Origin of the sequence: Pseudomonas sp. MD195_PC81_125 (genome assembly GCF_014060985.1) — a bacterium.
GTDB lineage: Bacteria > Pseudomonadota > Gammaproteobacteria > Pseudomonadales > Pseudomonadaceae > Aquipseudomonas > Aquipseudomonas parakoreensis.
Window position 1 is genome coordinate 1 of record NZ_JABULD010000418.1, and the last position, 15,100, is coordinate 15,100.

11 protein-coding genes and 4 pseudogenes are annotated in these 15,100 nt (G+C 58.3%); 7 read left to right on the forward strand and 8 right to left on the reverse strand.

Annotation, left to right across the window (positions count from 1 at the left end; translation table 11 throughout):
* Positions 1-111: 111 nt before the first annotated feature.
* Together HT737_RS17055 and HT737_RS17060 are read left to right on the forward strand one after the other, a co-directional pair.
* Positions 112-703: pseudogene (locus HT737_RS17055) on the forward strand (YceI family protein).
* Between the two features lies 1 nt (position 704).
* Positions 705-1,862, forward strand: a complete 1,158-nt coding sequence (locus HT737_RS17060; RefSeq protein WP_182403385.1) for a phosphatidylserine/phosphatidylglycerophosphate/cardiolipin synthase family protein — start codon at positions 705-707, stop codon at positions 1,860-1,862.
* An 87-nt stretch (positions 1,863-1,949) separates the two neighbouring features.
* Here HT737_RS17060 and HT737_RS17065 read toward each other — a convergent pair.
* A pseudogene (locus tag HT737_RS17065) lies at positions 1,950-2,334 on the reverse strand (PaaI family thioesterase).
* A pseudogene (locus tag HT737_RS17070) lies at positions 2,334-4,659 on the reverse strand (Tex family protein). Before HT737_RS17070 ends, HT737_RS17065 begins: the two co-directional pseudogenes overlap by 1 nt.
* 358 nt (positions 4,660-5,017) lie before the next feature.
* On the opposite strand from HT737_RS17070, the gene ompR reads away from it, so the two are divergent.
* Positions 5,018-5,758: a two-component system response regulator OmpR gene (ompR, locus tag HT737_RS17075; RefSeq protein WP_003220637.1), complete on the forward strand. Its 741-nt coding sequence runs from the start codon at positions 5,018-5,020 to the stop codon at positions 5,756-5,758.
* A 114-nt stretch (positions 5,759-5,872) separates the two neighbouring features.
* Positions 5,873-7,186 (forward strand): ATP-binding protein, encoded by a 1,314-nt coding sequence (locus HT737_RS17080; RefSeq protein ID WP_027611205.1) that lies wholly within the window; start codon positions 5,873-5,875, stop codon positions 7,184-7,186.
* Positions 7,187-7,272: 86 nt separating this feature from the next.
* Here HT737_RS17080 and rimK read toward each other — a convergent pair whose 3' ends face one another.
* The gene (gene rimK / locus HT737_RS17085; RefSeq protein ID WP_007949201.1) at positions 7,273-8,178 is read right to left on the reverse strand and encodes a 30S ribosomal protein S6--L-glutamate ligase; all 906 of its coding nucleotides are present in this window, start codon (positions 8,176-8,178) and stop codon (positions 7,273-7,275) included.
* Complete coding sequence (locus HT737_RS17090; RefSeq protein ID WP_174377334.1) at positions 8,175-8,636, reverse strand: ATP-dependent zinc protease; 462 nt, start codon at positions 8,634-8,636, stop codon at positions 8,175-8,177. Before HT737_RS17090 ends, rimK begins: the two co-directional genes overlap by 4 nt.
* Before the next feature lie 235 nt (positions 8,637-8,871).
* Here HT737_RS17090 and HT737_RS17095 point away from each other — a divergent pair, with 235 nt between their 5' ends.
* On the forward strand, positions 8,872-9,276 hold the full coding sequence (locus tag HT737_RS17095) for an RNA-binding S4 domain-containing protein (RefSeq protein WP_047290815.1): 405 nt from the start codon (positions 8,872-8,874) through the stop codon (positions 9,274-9,276).
* A 167-nt stretch (positions 9,277-9,443) separates the two neighbouring features.
* Here HT737_RS17095 and HT737_RS17100 read toward each other — a convergent pair whose 3' ends face one another.
* Entirely contained in the window at positions 9,444-10,247 is an 804-nt protein-coding gene (locus tag HT737_RS17100; RefSeq protein ID WP_047290816.1) for a phosphatase PAP2 family protein, read from the reverse strand.
* Positions 10,248-10,351: 104 nt separating this feature from the next.
* Here HT737_RS17100 and hslO point away from each other — a divergent pair, with 104 nt between their 5' ends.
* Complete coding sequence (gene hslO, locus HT737_RS17105; protein WP_095667812.1) at positions 10,352-11,254, forward strand: Hsp33 family molecular chaperone HslO; 903 nt, start codon at positions 10,352-10,354, stop codon at positions 11,252-11,254.
* 181 nt (positions 11,255-11,435) lie between these two features.
* Entirely contained in the window at positions 11,436-12,977 is a 1,542-nt protein-coding gene (locus tag HT737_RS17110) for a phosphoenolpyruvate carboxykinase (protein WP_041071255.1), read from the forward strand.
* Between the two features lie 63 nt (positions 12,978-13,040).
* Here the strand turns inward: HT737_RS17110 and HT737_RS32770 are convergent, their stop codons facing one another.
* The 3 genes and pseudogenes from HT737_RS32770 to HT737_RS17120 form a co-directional block, all read right to left on the reverse strand.
* Positions 13,041-13,265, reverse strand: a complete 225-nt coding sequence (locus HT737_RS32770) for a TIGR04141 family sporadically distributed protein (RefSeq protein ID WP_220459423.1) — start codon at positions 13,263-13,265, stop codon at positions 13,041-13,043.
* Positions 13,266-13,269: 4 nt separating this feature from the next.
* Positions 13,270-14,592, reverse strand: a complete 1,323-nt coding sequence (locus HT737_RS17115; protein ID WP_374011180.1) for a TIGR04141 family sporadically distributed protein — start codon at positions 14,590-14,592, stop codon at positions 13,270-13,272.
* Positions 14,593-14,896: 304 nt separating this feature from the next.
* Positions 14,897-15,100 (reverse strand): annotated as a pseudogene (locus HT737_RS17120) (type II toxin-antitoxin system HipA family toxin); the annotation flags it as partial.

Here is a 15,100-nt window from a genome sequence, read left to right on the forward strand (position 1 = left end):
TTTTTCCCTGTAGGAGCTGCCCGCAGGGCTGCGATCTTTTGATCTTGATGTTTGCAATAAACCTATGGGCGGTTAAGGTTCGTGCAGGTTTATCGCCCCCACGAGTATTCAATGTTCAACCGCTCCCTCTATAAAGCCTTCGCCAGTCTGCTGCTGGCCGCCGCCGCGCTGCCGGCGCAGGCCAATTGGTATCTGGATGGCGAGTCGTCGCGGCTGTCGTTCGTCAGCACGAAAAAACGCCCACATTTCCGAAGTACAGCGCTTTCTGGTGCTGCACGGCAAGGTCGATCCGGATGGTCGCGCCGAAGTCGAAGTCGAGCTGGATTCGATCAACAGCGGCATCCCGCTGCGCGACGAGCGCATGCGCAAGGAGCTGTTCCAGATCGAACAATTCCCCGAGGCGACCATCAGCACCCGGATCGACCTGCGCCCGATCAACGATCTGGCCCCCGGCGCGCAGCTGGAATTGCGCTTGCCGCTGACCGTCAACCTGCACGGCAAGCAACATGAATACCCGGCGCAGTTGCTGGCCACCCGTCTCGATGACCGGCGTTTTCAAGTGGTGACCCTGGAGCCGCTGGTGATCAACGCCGAGGATTTCGATCTGGTGCCGGGCCTGGAAACCCTGCGTAACCTCGCTGGCCTGTCGGCCATCAGTCCGTCGGTGCCGGTGGGTGCGGTGCTGATTTTCACGGCGCGCTGACATGCGCGGCGCGGTGTTCCCGTGGCGGGACGGCAACCGCTTCGAACTGTTGATTGACGGCCCGCAATTCTTCCCGCGCATGCTGGTGGAAATTGCCCGCGCCGAAGAACAGGTCGAACTCGAGTTGTATCTGGTGGAGGCGGGCGCCTGCGCCGAAGCCGTGGTGCAGGCGCTGGTGCAGGCCGCCGAGCGCGGGGTGCGGGTGCGCTGCCTGTTCGATGACTACGGCAGTCTCGCGTTTACCCTGCACCTGCGTCAGCGCCTGATCAAGGCCGGGGTCGAACTGCGTTTTTACAATCGACTGAGCTGGCGGCGTTGGGTGGGCAACTTTTATCGCGATCATCGCAAACTGTTGCTGGTCGATCAGCGTCTGGCGGTGGTCGGCGGCACGGGTGTCACCGATGAGTTTTGGGCGCCGGGGCAGGACAGCAGCGAATGGCATGAAGTGATGGTGGAAATCAGCGGTCCGCTGGTGCTCGACTGGCAAGTGCTGTTCGACCGCCAATGGATCGCCAACCGCCATCGCCGGGCCTGGAAACCTTCGGCGCATGTCGGCCTGCCACGCTTGCCCAAGGTTCCGGACATGGGCGAGGGCATGGGCCGCGTGGCTTACGCCGATGCCCGCCAGCATCGCGACATTCTGCAGTCGCTGTTTCGCGCTTTGAACAGCGGGCAGAAACGCATCTGGATGGCCACGCCTTACTTCCTGCCGACCTGGAAAATCCGCCGCTCGCTGCGCAAGGCCGCTGCCCGGGGTGTCGACGTCCGGCTATTGCTGACCGGGCCGCGCACCGATCACCCGTCGGTACGTTACGCCGGGCATCGCTACTACCCGCGCCTGCTCAAGGCCGGAGTGCAGATCTTCGAGTATCAGCCGTGTTTCCTGCACCTGAAAATGGTCCTGGTGGACGAGTGGGTGAGCATCGGATCGTGCAACTTCGATCACTGGAATCTGCGCTTCAATCTGGAGGCGAATCTGGAGGCACTGGATCCGTCGTTGACGGCAGCGGTGGTGCAGAGTTTCGAGAAGGACTTCGGCCTGAGTCAGCAGGTCAGTCTGGAGGAGTGGCAGCGCCGGCCGCTGTGGCGGCGGGTGAAGCAGCGGATCTGGGGCTGGGTGGATCGGCTGGTGGTCAATATTCTCGACAGACGCGGATAAGGCAAAAGCAAGATCAAAAGATCGCAGCCTGCGGCAGCTCCTACAGGATTCATTGCGCCGAAATTAACTCAAAATGATGAACAACATCTACAGGACAGCGAACGTGCCTTGCGCTTTTGCGACCAGTTTGTCGCCCTGCATCACGTCGGCCTCGACCACCAGCGTGCGGCGGCCCGGGTGGATCACCCGCCGCCGTGCACAGCACCTCGCCGTCGGATACGGCGCGGATGTAGTTGATCTTGCACTCGATGGTCGCGCTCTGCTGGTCGAAGCCGTGGGTGCTGGAACAGGCCAGCCCCATGGCGATATCCACCAGACTGAACAGCGCGCCACCGTGCAATTTGCCGCCGCGATTGCGCAGTTGCGGTTCCAGCACCAGGGCGACTTGCGCCACCCCGGTTTCCAGGCTGTGCAGGCGGCAGCCCAACAGCTGGAAAAACGCGCTCTCGACGAGCCCGGCCGGAATCTCCATCAGCGTTTCTTCAACTGCTTGGCGTTAGCGAACAGCGAAGCCATGGCGTTGTTCACCGGAGCGGCTGTGGCTGTTTCCTTGCGCGGCGCGTTGTTCGACGACTGGCGCGGTGCCGAGCCTGGACGCGAACCGCGGGCACCGTCGATCTTCTCGCCCGGGGTATCACTCATGCGCATCGACAGGCCGACGCGTTTGCGCGGGATGTCGACTTCCATGACCTTCACTTTCACCACGTCACCGGCCTTCACCGCTTCGCGTGGGTCCTTGATGAACTTCTCCGACAGCGCCGAGATGTGCACCAGACCGTCCTGATGCACACCGATGTCGACGAACGCGCCGAACGCGGTCACGTTGGTGACGACGCCTTCGAGGATCATCCCCAGTTGCAGGTCTTTCAGGTCTTCGACGCCTTCCTGGAACTCGGCGGTCTTGAACTCCGGACGCGGGTCGCGACCCGGTTTTTCCAGTTCTTGCAGAATGTCGGTGACGGTGGGCAGACCGAAGGTCTCGTCGGTGAATTTCTTCGGGTCCAGACGCTTGAGGAACGCGGCGTCGCCGATCAGCGAGCGAATGTCGCGGTCGGTTTCAGCGGCGATGCGCTGTACCAGCGGATAGGCTTCCGGGTGAACAGCGGAAGAATCCAGCGGGTTGTCGCCGTTCATCACGCGCAGGAAGCCTGCGGCCTGTTCGAAGGTTTTCTCGCCCAGACGCGCAACTTTCTTCAGCGCCGCACGGGTCTTGAAGGCGCCGTGCTCGTCACGGTGGGCAACGATGTTCTGCGCCAGGGTCGCGTTGAGGCCGGAGATCCGCGCCAGCAAGGCCACCGAGGCGGTGTTCACATCGACACCGACGGCGTTCACGCAGTCCTCGACCACCGCATCCAGACCGCGCGCCAGCTTCAGCTGCGACACGTCGTGCTGGTACTGGCCGACACCGATGGATTTCGGATCGATCTTCACCAACTCGGCCAGTGGATCCTGCAAGCGACGGGCAATCGACACCGCACCACGGATCGACACGTCCAGGTCCGGGAATTCCTTGGCCGCCAGTTCCGATGCCGAGTACACCGAGGCGCCGGCTTCGGAGACCATGACCTTGGTCATTTTCATCGCCGGGTATTTTTTTGATCAGCTCGATCGCCAGTTTGTCGGTTTCGCGGCTGGCGGTGCCGTTGCCGATGGCGATCAGGTCAACCGAGTGCTTGGCGCACAGGGCGGCCAGGATCGCGATGGTCTGATCCCACTTGTTGTGCGGCACATGCGGATAAACCGTGGCGTGATCGAGCAGCTTGCCGGTGGAGTCCACCACCGCGACCTTGCAGCCGGTACGCAGGCCCGGATCAAGGCCCAGGGTCGCACGCGGGCCGGCCGGCGCCGCCAGCAGCAGGTCATGCAGGTTGTGGGCGAAGACGTTGATCGCCTCGGTTTCGGCACCGTCGCGCAGCTCGCCGAGCAGGTCGGTTTCCAGGTGCGTGTAAAGCTTGACCTTCCAGGTCCAGCGCACCACTTCACCGAGCCATTTGTCGGCGGGGCGGTTCTGGTTCTGGATGCCGAATTGCTGAGCGATCATGCCTTCGCACGGGTGCATGGTGCCCGGCAGTTCGTCGCCGACTTTCAGCGCGGAGCTGAGGATGCCTTCGTTGCGGCCACGGAAAATCGCGAGTGCGCGGTGCGACGGCATGCTTTTCAGCGGCTCGTCGTGTTCGAAGTAGTCGCGGAACTTCGCGCCTTCTTCTTCCTTGCCAGCGATCACGCGGGCGCTGATGGTCGCTTCCTGCTTGAGGAAGTTACGCAGCTTCTCCAGCAGACTGGCGTCTTCGGCGAAGCGCTCCATCAGGATGTACTTGGCGCCTTCCAGCGCAGCTTTCACGTCGGCTACGCCTTTCTCGGCGTCGACGAAGCGTGCGGCTTCGGTTTCTGGCGACAGATTCGGGTCGTTGAACAGGCCGTCGGCCAGCTCGCCGAGGCCGGCTTCCAGGGCAATCTGGCCCTTGGTGCGGCGCTTCTGCTTGTACGGCAGGTACAAGTCTTCGAGGCGGGTCTTGGTGTCGGCGAGTTTGATATCGCGCTCGAGGGCGGGGGTGAGTTTGCCCTGCTCCTGGATGCTGGCGAGGATGCTGATGCGCCGTTCGTCGAGTTCTCGCAGGTAGCGCAGACGCTCTTCCAGATGACGCAGCTGGGTGTCATCGAGGCTGCCGGTGACTTCTTTCCGGTAACGGGCGATGAAGGGAACGGTAGAGCCTTCATCGAGTAGCGCGACGGCCGCTTCGACCTGTTGCGGGCGTACGCCGAGTTCCTCGGCGATGCGGCTGTTGATGCTGTCCATAAAACCACCTGACATAGTGTGAAAGCAGGCTCGCAGGCACGGAAATAAAGGCCCGGAGTCTGGTTGAGCGGCTAGAAAATTGCCGCTGCCTGGGTCAAAAGGCTCCCCATTGACCCGTGAAATCGAACAATTACTGCGGCCACCGCGAAAAAAGCCCGGCCACCTGCGGTAACGATTCAGACGTTGCCTGGCACAAAACGCCGCGCATTATAACCAGCGTTCTGTCATTCGGGGGTGTAGCAGTCTGTAGGCATAAACCCCGGTTTTCTGGCAGTGAAGGAAAAATCTGCTAACAATGCACACGGTGCGTATAACGGCAGCTACGCCATAATGCGCGCCGAGCTAAAAGGAGCATCCAATGAGCAGCACTGCAAACAATGCTGAAGGCGAAAAAATTCTTATTGTTGACGACGATCCGGGGCTGAGCAGCCTGCTGGAACGTTTCTTCGTCAGCAAGGGCTACCGCGCCCGTGCCGTACCGAACACCGAGCAAATGGACCGCCTGCTGTCGCGTGAAGTGTTCAACCTGGTGGTCCTCGACTTGATGCTGCCGGGCGAAGACGGCCTGACCGCATGCCGTCGCCTGCGGGCCGCGAACAATCAGATTCCGATCATCATGCTCACCGCCAAGGGCGATGAGATGAGCCGCATCAAGGGCCTGGAACTGGGCGCCGATGACTACCTGGCCAAGCCGTTCAACCCGGACGAGCTGATGGCTCGGGTCAAGGCTGTTTTGCGTCGTCAGGCCGCACCGGTGCCGGGTGCACCGGGCAGTGAAGACGAAAATGTCACCTTCGGTGATTACGTGCTGTCGCTGGCGACCCGCGAACTGAAACGTGGCGAAGAAGTGCACATGCTCACCACCGGTGAGTTTGCAGTGCTCAAGGCGCTGGTGATGAACGCGCGTCAGCCGCTGACCCGCGACAAACTGATGAACCTGGCCCGTGGTCGCGAGTGGGATGCCCTGGAGCGTTCCATTGATGTGCAGATCTCCCGTCTGCGCCGGATGATCGAGCCGGATCCGTCGAAACCGCGCTACATCCAGACGGTCTGGGGCGTGGGCTACGTGTTCGTGCCGGATGGCGCCGCCACCAAGTGATCGGCGATTTGTAGGAGCGGGTCTGCGCAGATCGGGTTGATCGACCCTCTGCGCAGACTCGCAGTCCGCAATATGCGAGCATGGCTCGCTCCTGCAAGTGTGTAACGGTTATCGATGAAAACCCCCGTCTGGTTCCCCCAAAGTTTTTTCTCCCGCACCCTTTGGCTGGTGCTCATCGTCGTGCTGTTTTCCAAGGCGCTGACCCTGGTTTATCTGTTGATGAACGAGGACGTGCTGGTGGATCGCCAATACAGCCACGGCGTCGCCCTGACGCTGCGTGCCTATTGGGCGGCCGATGAAGAAAACCGCGCGAAGATCGCCGATGCCGCGACGCTGATCCGGGTGGTCGGCGCCGGTGTGCCGGAGGGCGAACAGCACTGGCCGTACAGTGAAATTTATCAGCGGCAGATGCAGGCGGAGCTGGGCGCCGATACCGAAGTGCGTTTGCGCATGCACTCGCCGCCGGCGCTGTGGGTGCGTGCACCGAGCCTGGGCGATGGCTGGCTGAAAGTGCCGCTGTACCCGCATCCATTGCGCGGCCAGAAAATCTGGAACGTGCTCGGCTGGTTCCTCGCCATCGGTTTGTTATCGACCGCGTCGGCATGGATTTTCGTCAGTCAGCTCAACCAGCCGTTGAAACGCCTGGTGTACGCCGCCCGACAACTGGGTCAGGGCCGCAGCGTACGTCTGCCGATCAGCGACACACCGAGCGAGATGACCGAGGTGTACCGCGCCTTCAACCAGATGGCCGAAGACGTCGAACAGGCCGGGCGCGAGCGCGAGCTGATGCTGGCCGGGGTGTCCCATGACTTGCGTACGCCGCTGACCCGTTTGCGGCTGTCGCTGGAGCTGATGGGCGACCGCAATGACCTGACTGACGACATGGTCCGCGATATCGAAGACATGGACGCGATTCTCGACCAGTTCCTCGCGTTCATTCGTGACGGTCGTGACGAGTCGGTGGAAGAAGTGGACCTGAGCGATCTGGTGCGTGAGGTGGCCGCACCCTATAACCAGAGCGAAGAAAAGGTACGCTTGCGACTGGAACCGATCCAGCCGTTTCCACTGCGCCGGGTGTCGATGAAACGCCTGCTGAACAACCTGATCGGCAACGCCCTGAACCATGCCGGCAGTGGCGTCGAGGTCGCGGCTTATGTGTCTGGCGATACCAGCGCGCCGTACGTGGTGTTGAGCGTGATGGACCGTGGCGCGGGGATTGATCCGTCAGAGCTTGAGGCGATCTTCAACCCGTTCACCCGTGGCGACCGTGCCCGGGGTGGCAAAGGTACCGGGTTGGGTCTGGCGATTGTGAAGCGGATTGCTTCGATGCATGGCGGCAATGTCGAGTTGCGCAACCGTTCCGGTGGCGGGCTGGAAGCGCGGGTAAGGTTGCCGTTGGGGTTGATGTTGCCGCGGGATGCTGTTTAACCGTTGAAAAAGATCGCTGCCTTCGGCAGCTCCTGCAGGGTACGGATTCCCATGCAGGAGCTGCCGAAAGCGGCGATCTTTTGCTTTTAACCCTTGCCCTTGGTGCGGGTCATGTTCGGCCCGCCATTCTTCTCGAGGTGTTCGATGATGATCCCCGCCACGTTCTTGCCGGTGGTGGTCTCGATGCCTTCCAGGCCCGGCGACGAGTTCACTTCCATCACCAGCGGCCCGTGGTTCGATCGCAAAATATCCACGCCCGCCACTGCCAGGCCCATGACCTTGGCCGCACGCAACGCAGTCATGCGTTCCTCCGGGGTGATCTTGATCAGGCTGGCGCTGCCGCCACGGTGCAGGTTGGAGCGGAACTCGCCCGGTTTGGCCTGACGTTTCATGGCTGCGATCACCTTGTCGCCGACCACGAAGCAGCGGATATCCGCACCGCCGGCTTCCTTGATGTATTCCTGAACCATGATGTTCTGCTTCAGGCCCATGAACGCCTCGATCACCGATTCGGCTGCGGTTGCGGTTTCGCACAGCACCACACCGATGCCTTGAGTGCCTTCCAGCACCTTGATCACCAGCGGCGCGCCGTTGACCATGTCGATCAGGTCGGGAATGTCGTCCGGCGAGTGAGCGAAGCCGGTGACCGGCAGGCCGATGCCGCGACGCGACAGCAGTTGCAGCGAACGCAATTTGTCCCGTGAGCGGGCAATGGCCACCGACTCGTTGAGCGGAAACACCCCCATCATTTCGAACTGGCGCAACACCGCGCAGCCATAAAACGTTACCGATGCACCGATTCGCGGAATCACCGCGTCGAAGCCTTCCAGCGGTTTGCCGCGGTAGTGGATCTGCGGCTTGTGGCTGGCAATGTTCATGTAGGCGCGCAAGGTGTCGATCACGACCATTTCATGCCCGCGCTCGGTGCCGGCTTCGACCAGGCGACGGGTGGAATACAGACGCGGATTCCGCGACAGCACAGCGATCTTCATGCAACACCTGTGGAGGAGGTAGATACCGGGAACACCGGCTTGTCTTGTACATATTTGATGCCCGGATTGACCACCAGCTGGCCGTCGATCAAGGCTTTGGACCCGAGCAACAGGCGATAGCGCATGGACTTGCGGCAGGCGAGGGTAAACTCGACCTGCCAGACCCGATCACCGAGGGCCAGGGTGGTGCTGATCACATAGCGCACCTGGGCCTGGCCGTTGGAGCTTTTGATGGTTTTGCGCGTCACCAGCGGTGCTTCGCAACGCCGATGACGCAACTGCACCACAGTGCCCAGGTGCGCAGTGAAACGCACCCACTTCTCGCCATCGCGTTCGAACGGTTCAATGTCGGTGGCGTGCAGGCTGGAGGTGCTGGCGCCGGTGTCGATTTTCGCCCGCAGGCCCGCGACTCCCAGATCCGGGAGCGCCACCCACTCGCGCAGACCGACAACGGTCAAATGGTCAAATGTCTTCAAAAAAAATGCTCAACCGTGGCAACCGCTCAGCCCGCAAGGGCCGGATTCGCGGTATTCACGCAGAATAAGGGTTAAAAGGCGACAGATTTCTACGGCCCGGATCGCCGACGCCTCAAGCGGGTGTCGGCTGGTGCGCATTGTAATCCGCGGCGGCGTCATTCATGGCACGACAGAAACGGTAGTACAGTTCATCAATATTTCAGAATGAGGAAATTCCATGGCACAAAAAAGCGAAGAGGACGACAAGGTCCGGCTCGACAAGTGGTTGTGGGCGGCGCGCTTTTATAAAACCCGGGCGCTGGCCAAAGCAGCCATCGAAAGTGGCAAGGTGCACTGCCGAGGGGAGCGCTGCAAGCCTGGCAAAGAGCCACGCATTGGCGATGAATTCGAGATTCGTACCGGTTTTGAAGAGCGCACGGTGAGGGTCGACGCCTTGTCGATCGTGCGTCGCGGCGCACCCGAGGCGCAGACGCTGTATTCCGAGACCGAGGCGAGTATTGCCAAGCGTGAAGCGGCAGCGGCGATGCGTAAGGCCGGGGCGCTGGGCGTGAGCACTGATGGCAAACCGAGCAAGAAGCAACGGCGGGATCTGTTCAAGTTTCGTGGCAGCAGCCACGAGTAGTGTGCGACGAACACACTTGTGGCGAGGGAGCTTGCTCCCGCTGGCGGCCGAAGGACGCCCTGTACAGGCGAGCACGTATTTCAAAATACAACTGCATCGACGGGTAAAGCGACTGCTACGCAGCCGAGCGGGAGCAAGCTCCCTCGCCACAGGTCTTCACACAACTGTCAGTTCGCGGCAGACACCACACTCATCCGCGAAACCACCGGCAGCTTGCCCAGCAGATTGAAAACCGGCGCAGTCACCTTCAGCCAGAAGTTGGCGGCGTGATAAGCGAACGGTGTGTAGTAACCCCAGCCCAACGCCCACACCGCCAGCAGCATGCCGCCGATGTAATCGTCCTGGCCCCAGTGCGCGCCGGCCACCAGACGCGGCAGCATGAACAGCAGTGCCAGGCCCCAGACGGTCAGGAACTGACCAACAGTACGGCTGAACACGCCCATGAACAGTGCCCAGATCAGCAACACCGAAGCGTGGTCACCGGGGAAGCTCTGGCTCGAGCGATCCTTCAGCTCCCAGGCTTTTTCCAGGTGCGGGAAGTAATCACTCAGGTGCACCGCGCCTTCCAGCACCATCGACGGGCTGCTGTGCTGCCAGTCCATGTAGTCGGCGAATTTGGAAAACAGCGCGCGAATCACCACCATCAACAGCAGGATCGAGAAAAATCCGAAGAAGGCGCGACGCACATCAATCGCCTTGAACACCCAGTCGCCCTTGATCAGCAGCGTCAGCAGGATCAGTCCGACGATGATGTCGAACGGGCGCAGACTTGCAATTGCCCAGATGTGGAGCCATATGGGGTTGCTGGCCAGTGGTGCATTGAGTGAGCGGAACAGCCACTCGTCGAAAATCACACACAGCATTTGGCCCGTAGGCCATAACCAGAAAGCCAGTAGCGCCAAGGGCACTACGTTACACAGAACCAGCCGGCCGAGGTTCCACCTTGATTGGAACAAACCCGGATTGTTCATAAAATGCCTCCCATGGCTTAGCGCTGGCACCAAAAAGGGTGCCAAGAAGCGCAAATTTTCACGTCTTGTAACCATTTTGTCACCACATTCAGATACCCAAAATTATGACCGACCTAGCGGATACCGATTTCACCCAACGTTTCATCTTCGATGACAGCGACACACGCGGCGAACTGGTTGCGCTTGAGCGCAGCTACGCCGAAGTCCTCGCCAAGCACCCGTACCCGGAGCCGGTCGCGCAATTGCTGGGCGAATTGATGGCGGCGGCCTCGTTGCTGGTGGGCACCCTGAAATTCGACGGCTTGCTGATTCTGCAGGCGCGCTCCGAAGGCCCGATTCCGCTGCTGATGATCGAATGCTCCAGCGAGCGCGAGATCCGTGGTCTGGCGCGTTATAACGCCGAGCAGATCGCCCCGGATGCGACCCTTGCCGACCTGATGCCGGGCGGTGACCTGACCCTGACCGTCGACCCGACGATCGGTCAGCGTTACCAGGGTATCGTCGATCTCGACGGTGAAACCCTGTCGGAATGCTTCACCAATTATTTCGTCATGTCTCAGCAGGTTGGCACCCGCTTCAAGCTGTTCGCCGACGGCCGTCGTGCCCGCGGCATGCTGCTGCAGCAACTGCCGGCCGACCGTCTGAAAGACGAAGAAGAGCGCGCCGCCAGCTGGCAGCACATCACCGCGCTGGCCAGCACCCTGAACGCCGATGAATTGCTCAGCCTGGACAACGAAACCGTCCTGCATCGTCTCTACCACGAAGAGCAGGTGCGTTTGTTCGATGTGCAAAACCTGCGCTTCCGCTGCAGCTGCTCGCGGGAGCGCTCGGGTAATGCGCTGGTCAGCCTGGGTCTGGAAGACGCGCAGGCACTGGTGGCCGAACGCGGTGGCGAAGTCGAGATCGATTGCCAGTTCTGCAACCAGCGTTACCTGTTCGATGCGGCCGATATTGCTCAATTGTTCGCTGGCGCAGGCGTCGACACGCCGTCAGATACCCGGCACTAAAACGGTTCAGCGCAGGTAAATTCACTGCGTAACGACGGAATTTCGCCGTTACGACGGGAGGACCCTACTCTTTTTGGGCTTTTCTGGCATAATCCGGCCCACTTTTTTCGCGGTAGTAGTGCACGACTTTCTACTACAAAACGTTTGGAGCACACTCGGCCACTGGCCGACGGGGAACCTCATGACGCAAGCCAATAACGCCGTGTACACCGATCTGAGTGTTGATGATCTGGTTAAAGAAGCCCTGCAGCGCGGTGAGGGCGAGCTTGCCGATACCGGCGCTCTGGTAGTCCGCACCGGTCACCGTACCGGTCGTTCGCCAGTCGATCGTTTCATCGTTGAAGAGCCTTCCACCCAGGCCGCTATCGCCTGGGGCCCGATCAACCGCAAGTTCCCGGCCGACAAGTTCGACGCGCTGTGGGCTCGTGTCGAGGCGTTCAACAACGCGCAAGAGCACTTTGTTTCCCACGTGCATGTAGGTGCGGCTGAAGATCACTACCTGGCCGTGAAAATGACCACCCAGACTGCCTGGCAGAACCTGTTCGGTCGTTGCCTGTTCATCAACCCGGCCCAGTACAACCCGGCCGGTCGTGAAGAGTGGCAAGTGCTCAACGTGGCCAACTTCGAGTGCGTGCCTGAGCGTGACGGCACCAACTCCGACGGTTGCGTGATCATCAACTTCGCGCAGAAGAAAGTGCTGATCGCCGGCATGCGTTACGCCGGTGAAATGAAGAAAGCCATGTTCTCCGTGCAGAACTTCCTGCTGCCGGCCGCTGACGTGCTGCCAATGCACTGCGCTGCCAACATCGGCGAAGAAGGCGACGTGACCCTGTTCTTCGGTCTGTCGGGCACCGGTAAAACCACCCTGTCCGCCGACGAAAGCCGTTACCTGATCGGTGACGACGAACACGGCTGGGGCGAAGGCGTTGTCTTCAACATCGAAGGCGGCTGCTACGCCAAGTGCATCGACCTGTCCGAGAAGAACGAACCGGTCATCTGGAAAGCCATCAAGCACGGCGCCGTGCTGGAAAACGTAGTCATCGACGACGCCAAGCACGCCGACTACGCCGATGTCAGCCTGACCCAGAACAGTCGCGCGGCCTACCCGCTGGAGCACGTTGCCAAGCGTTCCGCGAAGAACCTGGGCGGCGAGCCAAACGCGGTGATCTTCCTGACCTGCGACCTGACCGGCGTGCTGCCGCCAGTGTCGATCCTCAACGAAGAGCAAGCGGCCTACCACTTCCTGTCCGGCTACACCGCACTGGTGGGCTCGACTGAAATGGGTTCGGGCAGCGGCATCAAGTCGACCTTCTCCACCTGCTTCGGCGCACCGTTCTTCCCGCGTCCGGCTGGTGAATACGCCGAGCTGCTGATCAAGCGCATCCGCGGCTTCGGTTCCAAGGTTTACCTGGTCAACACCGGCTGGACCGGCGGTGGCTACGGCGTCGGCAAACGCTTCAACATCCCGACCACCCGTGCCGTGATCGCCGCGATCCAGAGCGGCGCACTGATCGGTGCCGCCACCGAGCACCTGGACACCATCAACCTCGACGTGCCACTGGCCGTACCGGGCGTTGAAACCAACCTGCTCAACCCACGCAACACCTGGGCTGACAAAGCTGCCTACGACGAAGCGGCCAAGGCCCTGGCCGGTCTGTTCATCGAGAACTTCAAGAAGTTCGAAGTGAGCGACGCGATCAAGGCGGCGGGTCCTAAGTTGTAAGACTTAGTTCTGGTGAATGAAAAAGCCGCCTCTTGAGGGCGGCTTTTTTTCTTATATAAGCCCTCATTTATTCTTCCTGTGTTTTTTCTTGCAGGCAAGAACAGCATCTACCTCGATTCTTGCAAGATTGACCTCAAAGTCTAAAGCCCTTAATGTTCTGAAAGCATTTTTCAACGTTACTTTTGAAAAAAAAGGTAGCTTTTTCGGTATCTCTCGGTTTACGGCAATGGCATATACAACGCAGAATTTTTTTGATTCTGGCCGAATGTCTATATCAGCTAACTTCATTTCTTCAGGTAGTTTTTTTGTTTAGTCTTTTTCGGAACTCTTTGTCACTAACAAATGCTTCGGCAGCGACGCAGCCTTGAGAGAATAAGTGGCTTAGGGTGCTCGAGCTTCTATAGTATTTGACGTGAATTAAGTATCGAGAGTTTCTTAAAATATCGCAAAACTCGATTTTGTCATTTTTTCCGCCAAGTCCAATAGTTTTTTTGTCAAACAGTACATAATTAGGGTCGTTTGCAACGACATAGTTGTTGTATTCGTCTTCCCTTTCATGGTTGTAAGTTGGAAGGGTGTATTGATACTGCGTTAATTCACTGAGGTAGTTGTCTATGCGTTTCACGAAGTCTTGATTTACTCTGTACCATATCCCGTTTCTAAGGATATATTGTTCACTGCCATATGTTATTTCGGCGTAAAGACAGCGATATGCAGACCATGACTTATTGCTATGATGTTCCTCGTGAACTATAAAAATTTGTTGTTTCTTCAAGGCTTTTGTACATATTTTCTCTTGACTATTGGTCTGTAAATGCCTTGCGAGTTCTTTAATTTCTAATGTCGGATGTATTGCCGCCTTGTAATGCTGGTCAAATGAGTACCCCGATTGATACTCCCAATCTACGATTTCTGGCTCACCTAGCCAAAAATGATCAAGATGCTGATCGACGGATAATCTCTCATCCAGCTCCATGTCGAGTAATAATGCAACGTCTGGGTCTTTTATTTTACTTATGTTGTCCACCCATTCGAAGTTTTCTGGAAGCTTCATTTTGAAGCGTTCTAGTGCTTCAAATAGGATGTCTGATAATGTATCAAGAGTCACTTCTGGGCATATGACAAGAGCATCTCTGCCAGTTATTTGAGTCCCGAATATGCTGACCATGGACTCCCCAGTTATCGCGTAAAGCATATCCGTCTCCGAGTCTATTTCAAGCTCAAAGATTCCTACGCTTTTAGGGCTCTGATTTCTCGAGTTCAGTGGATTGTCTTCATAGTTTGACTTGTCCAGGCTTCTGAGCTTTTCAGGACTTACAGAGTTTAAGGTTACGCGAAGACCAAAGTCGCGTTCAATGCTGTCGGATATTATCAAGTGGTAGCCTGAGCCAAAAGCTAGAGAGAATATTTTCCCATGAACTCGAATTACTAATAGCGCGCCGACGGTATTTCCCTGTCCAAAAATTTCTGGTGAGAATTCTTGATCCTTGCAAAGGAAACTTGCCCATTTGGGGGGGTGAGGATCGACTTCCTTTTTTATATAAAGCGTTGCGGATCCCGTAGGAAGCTTTACTGTTTTTGGGGCGATTGAGTTTTCAACTTTTACAAACTCTATGTCGGATGCATGGTCGTTTTTTTGCCAAGTAGATTGAAAGTTTTTTCTTTGTTCTTTTTAGCTCTTGGCATTTTTTTACTCCCTGTCTACCGGTTGCCGATTGTTCAAGGTCCCAAAAACGTTTTCCACCAAGTATCTATTACTCATTCCTCTGTATTGGATTTTATCGCTTTAGAGGAAGATTAGATCATAGCCATCAGATGGCCAGTGTGCCAACCAATTAGTTCACTAGGTTGATGAGGTGGCTTTTTTCGAAGTGTTAAAAAGCCATCTGAGCTGCAAGTTACTTGCTTGGCCATGAGTGTTACTGTCGGCCAGAATCCCGAAACGCCGGCTCCATGCTGTCCTGCTCACGCTTAGACAGGCGCAGAACCCCAGCGATGGTTTGCCACTGACTAACAACGGCCCGAAACCGTTCGATGATATTTTCTGTATTTTCCCGGCTGACTCGAAAAAACTCTGCCACTTCTCTAGCCAATTCCAGATCCAAGGCGTTATCAAAGTCCGT

Excerpts from the sequence above, each read along its gene's own strand:
- hslO (WP_095667812.1), top strand. The coding sequence starts at position 10,352 with ATGACCGACCTAGCGGATACCGATTTCACCCAACGTTTCATCTTCGAT.
- rimK (WP_007949201.1), bottom strand. The coding sequence starts at position 8,178 with ATGAAGATCGCTGTGCTGTCGCGGAATCCGCGTCTGTATTCCACCCGT.
- HT737_RS17060 (WP_182403385.1), top strand. The coding sequence starts at position 705 with ATGCGCGGCGCGGTGTTCCCGTGGCGGGACGGCAACCGCTTCGAACTG.
- ompR (WP_003220637.1), top strand. The coding sequence starts at position 5,018 with ATGAGCAGCACTGCAAACAATGCTGAAGGCGAAAAAATTCTTATTGTT.
- HT737_RS17100 (WP_047290816.1), bottom strand. The coding sequence starts at position 10,247 with ATGAACAATCCGGGTTTGTTCCAATCAAGGTGGAACCTCGGCCGGCTG.
- HT737_RS17095 (WP_047290815.1), top strand. The coding sequence starts at position 8,872 with ATGGCACAAAAAAGCGAAGAGGACGACAAGGTCCGGCTCGACAAGTGG.
- HT737_RS32770 (WP_220459423.1), bottom strand. The coding sequence starts at position 13,265 with ATGAAGTTAGCTGATATAGACATTCGGCCAGAATCAAAAAAATTCTGC.
- HT737_RS17080 (WP_027611205.1), top strand. The coding sequence starts at position 5,873 with ATGAAAACCCCCGTCTGGTTCCCCCAAAGTTTTTTCTCCCGCACCCTT.
- HT737_RS17110 (WP_041071255.1), top strand. The coding sequence starts at position 11,436 with ATGACGCAAGCCAATAACGCCGTGTACACCGATCTGAGTGTTGATGAT.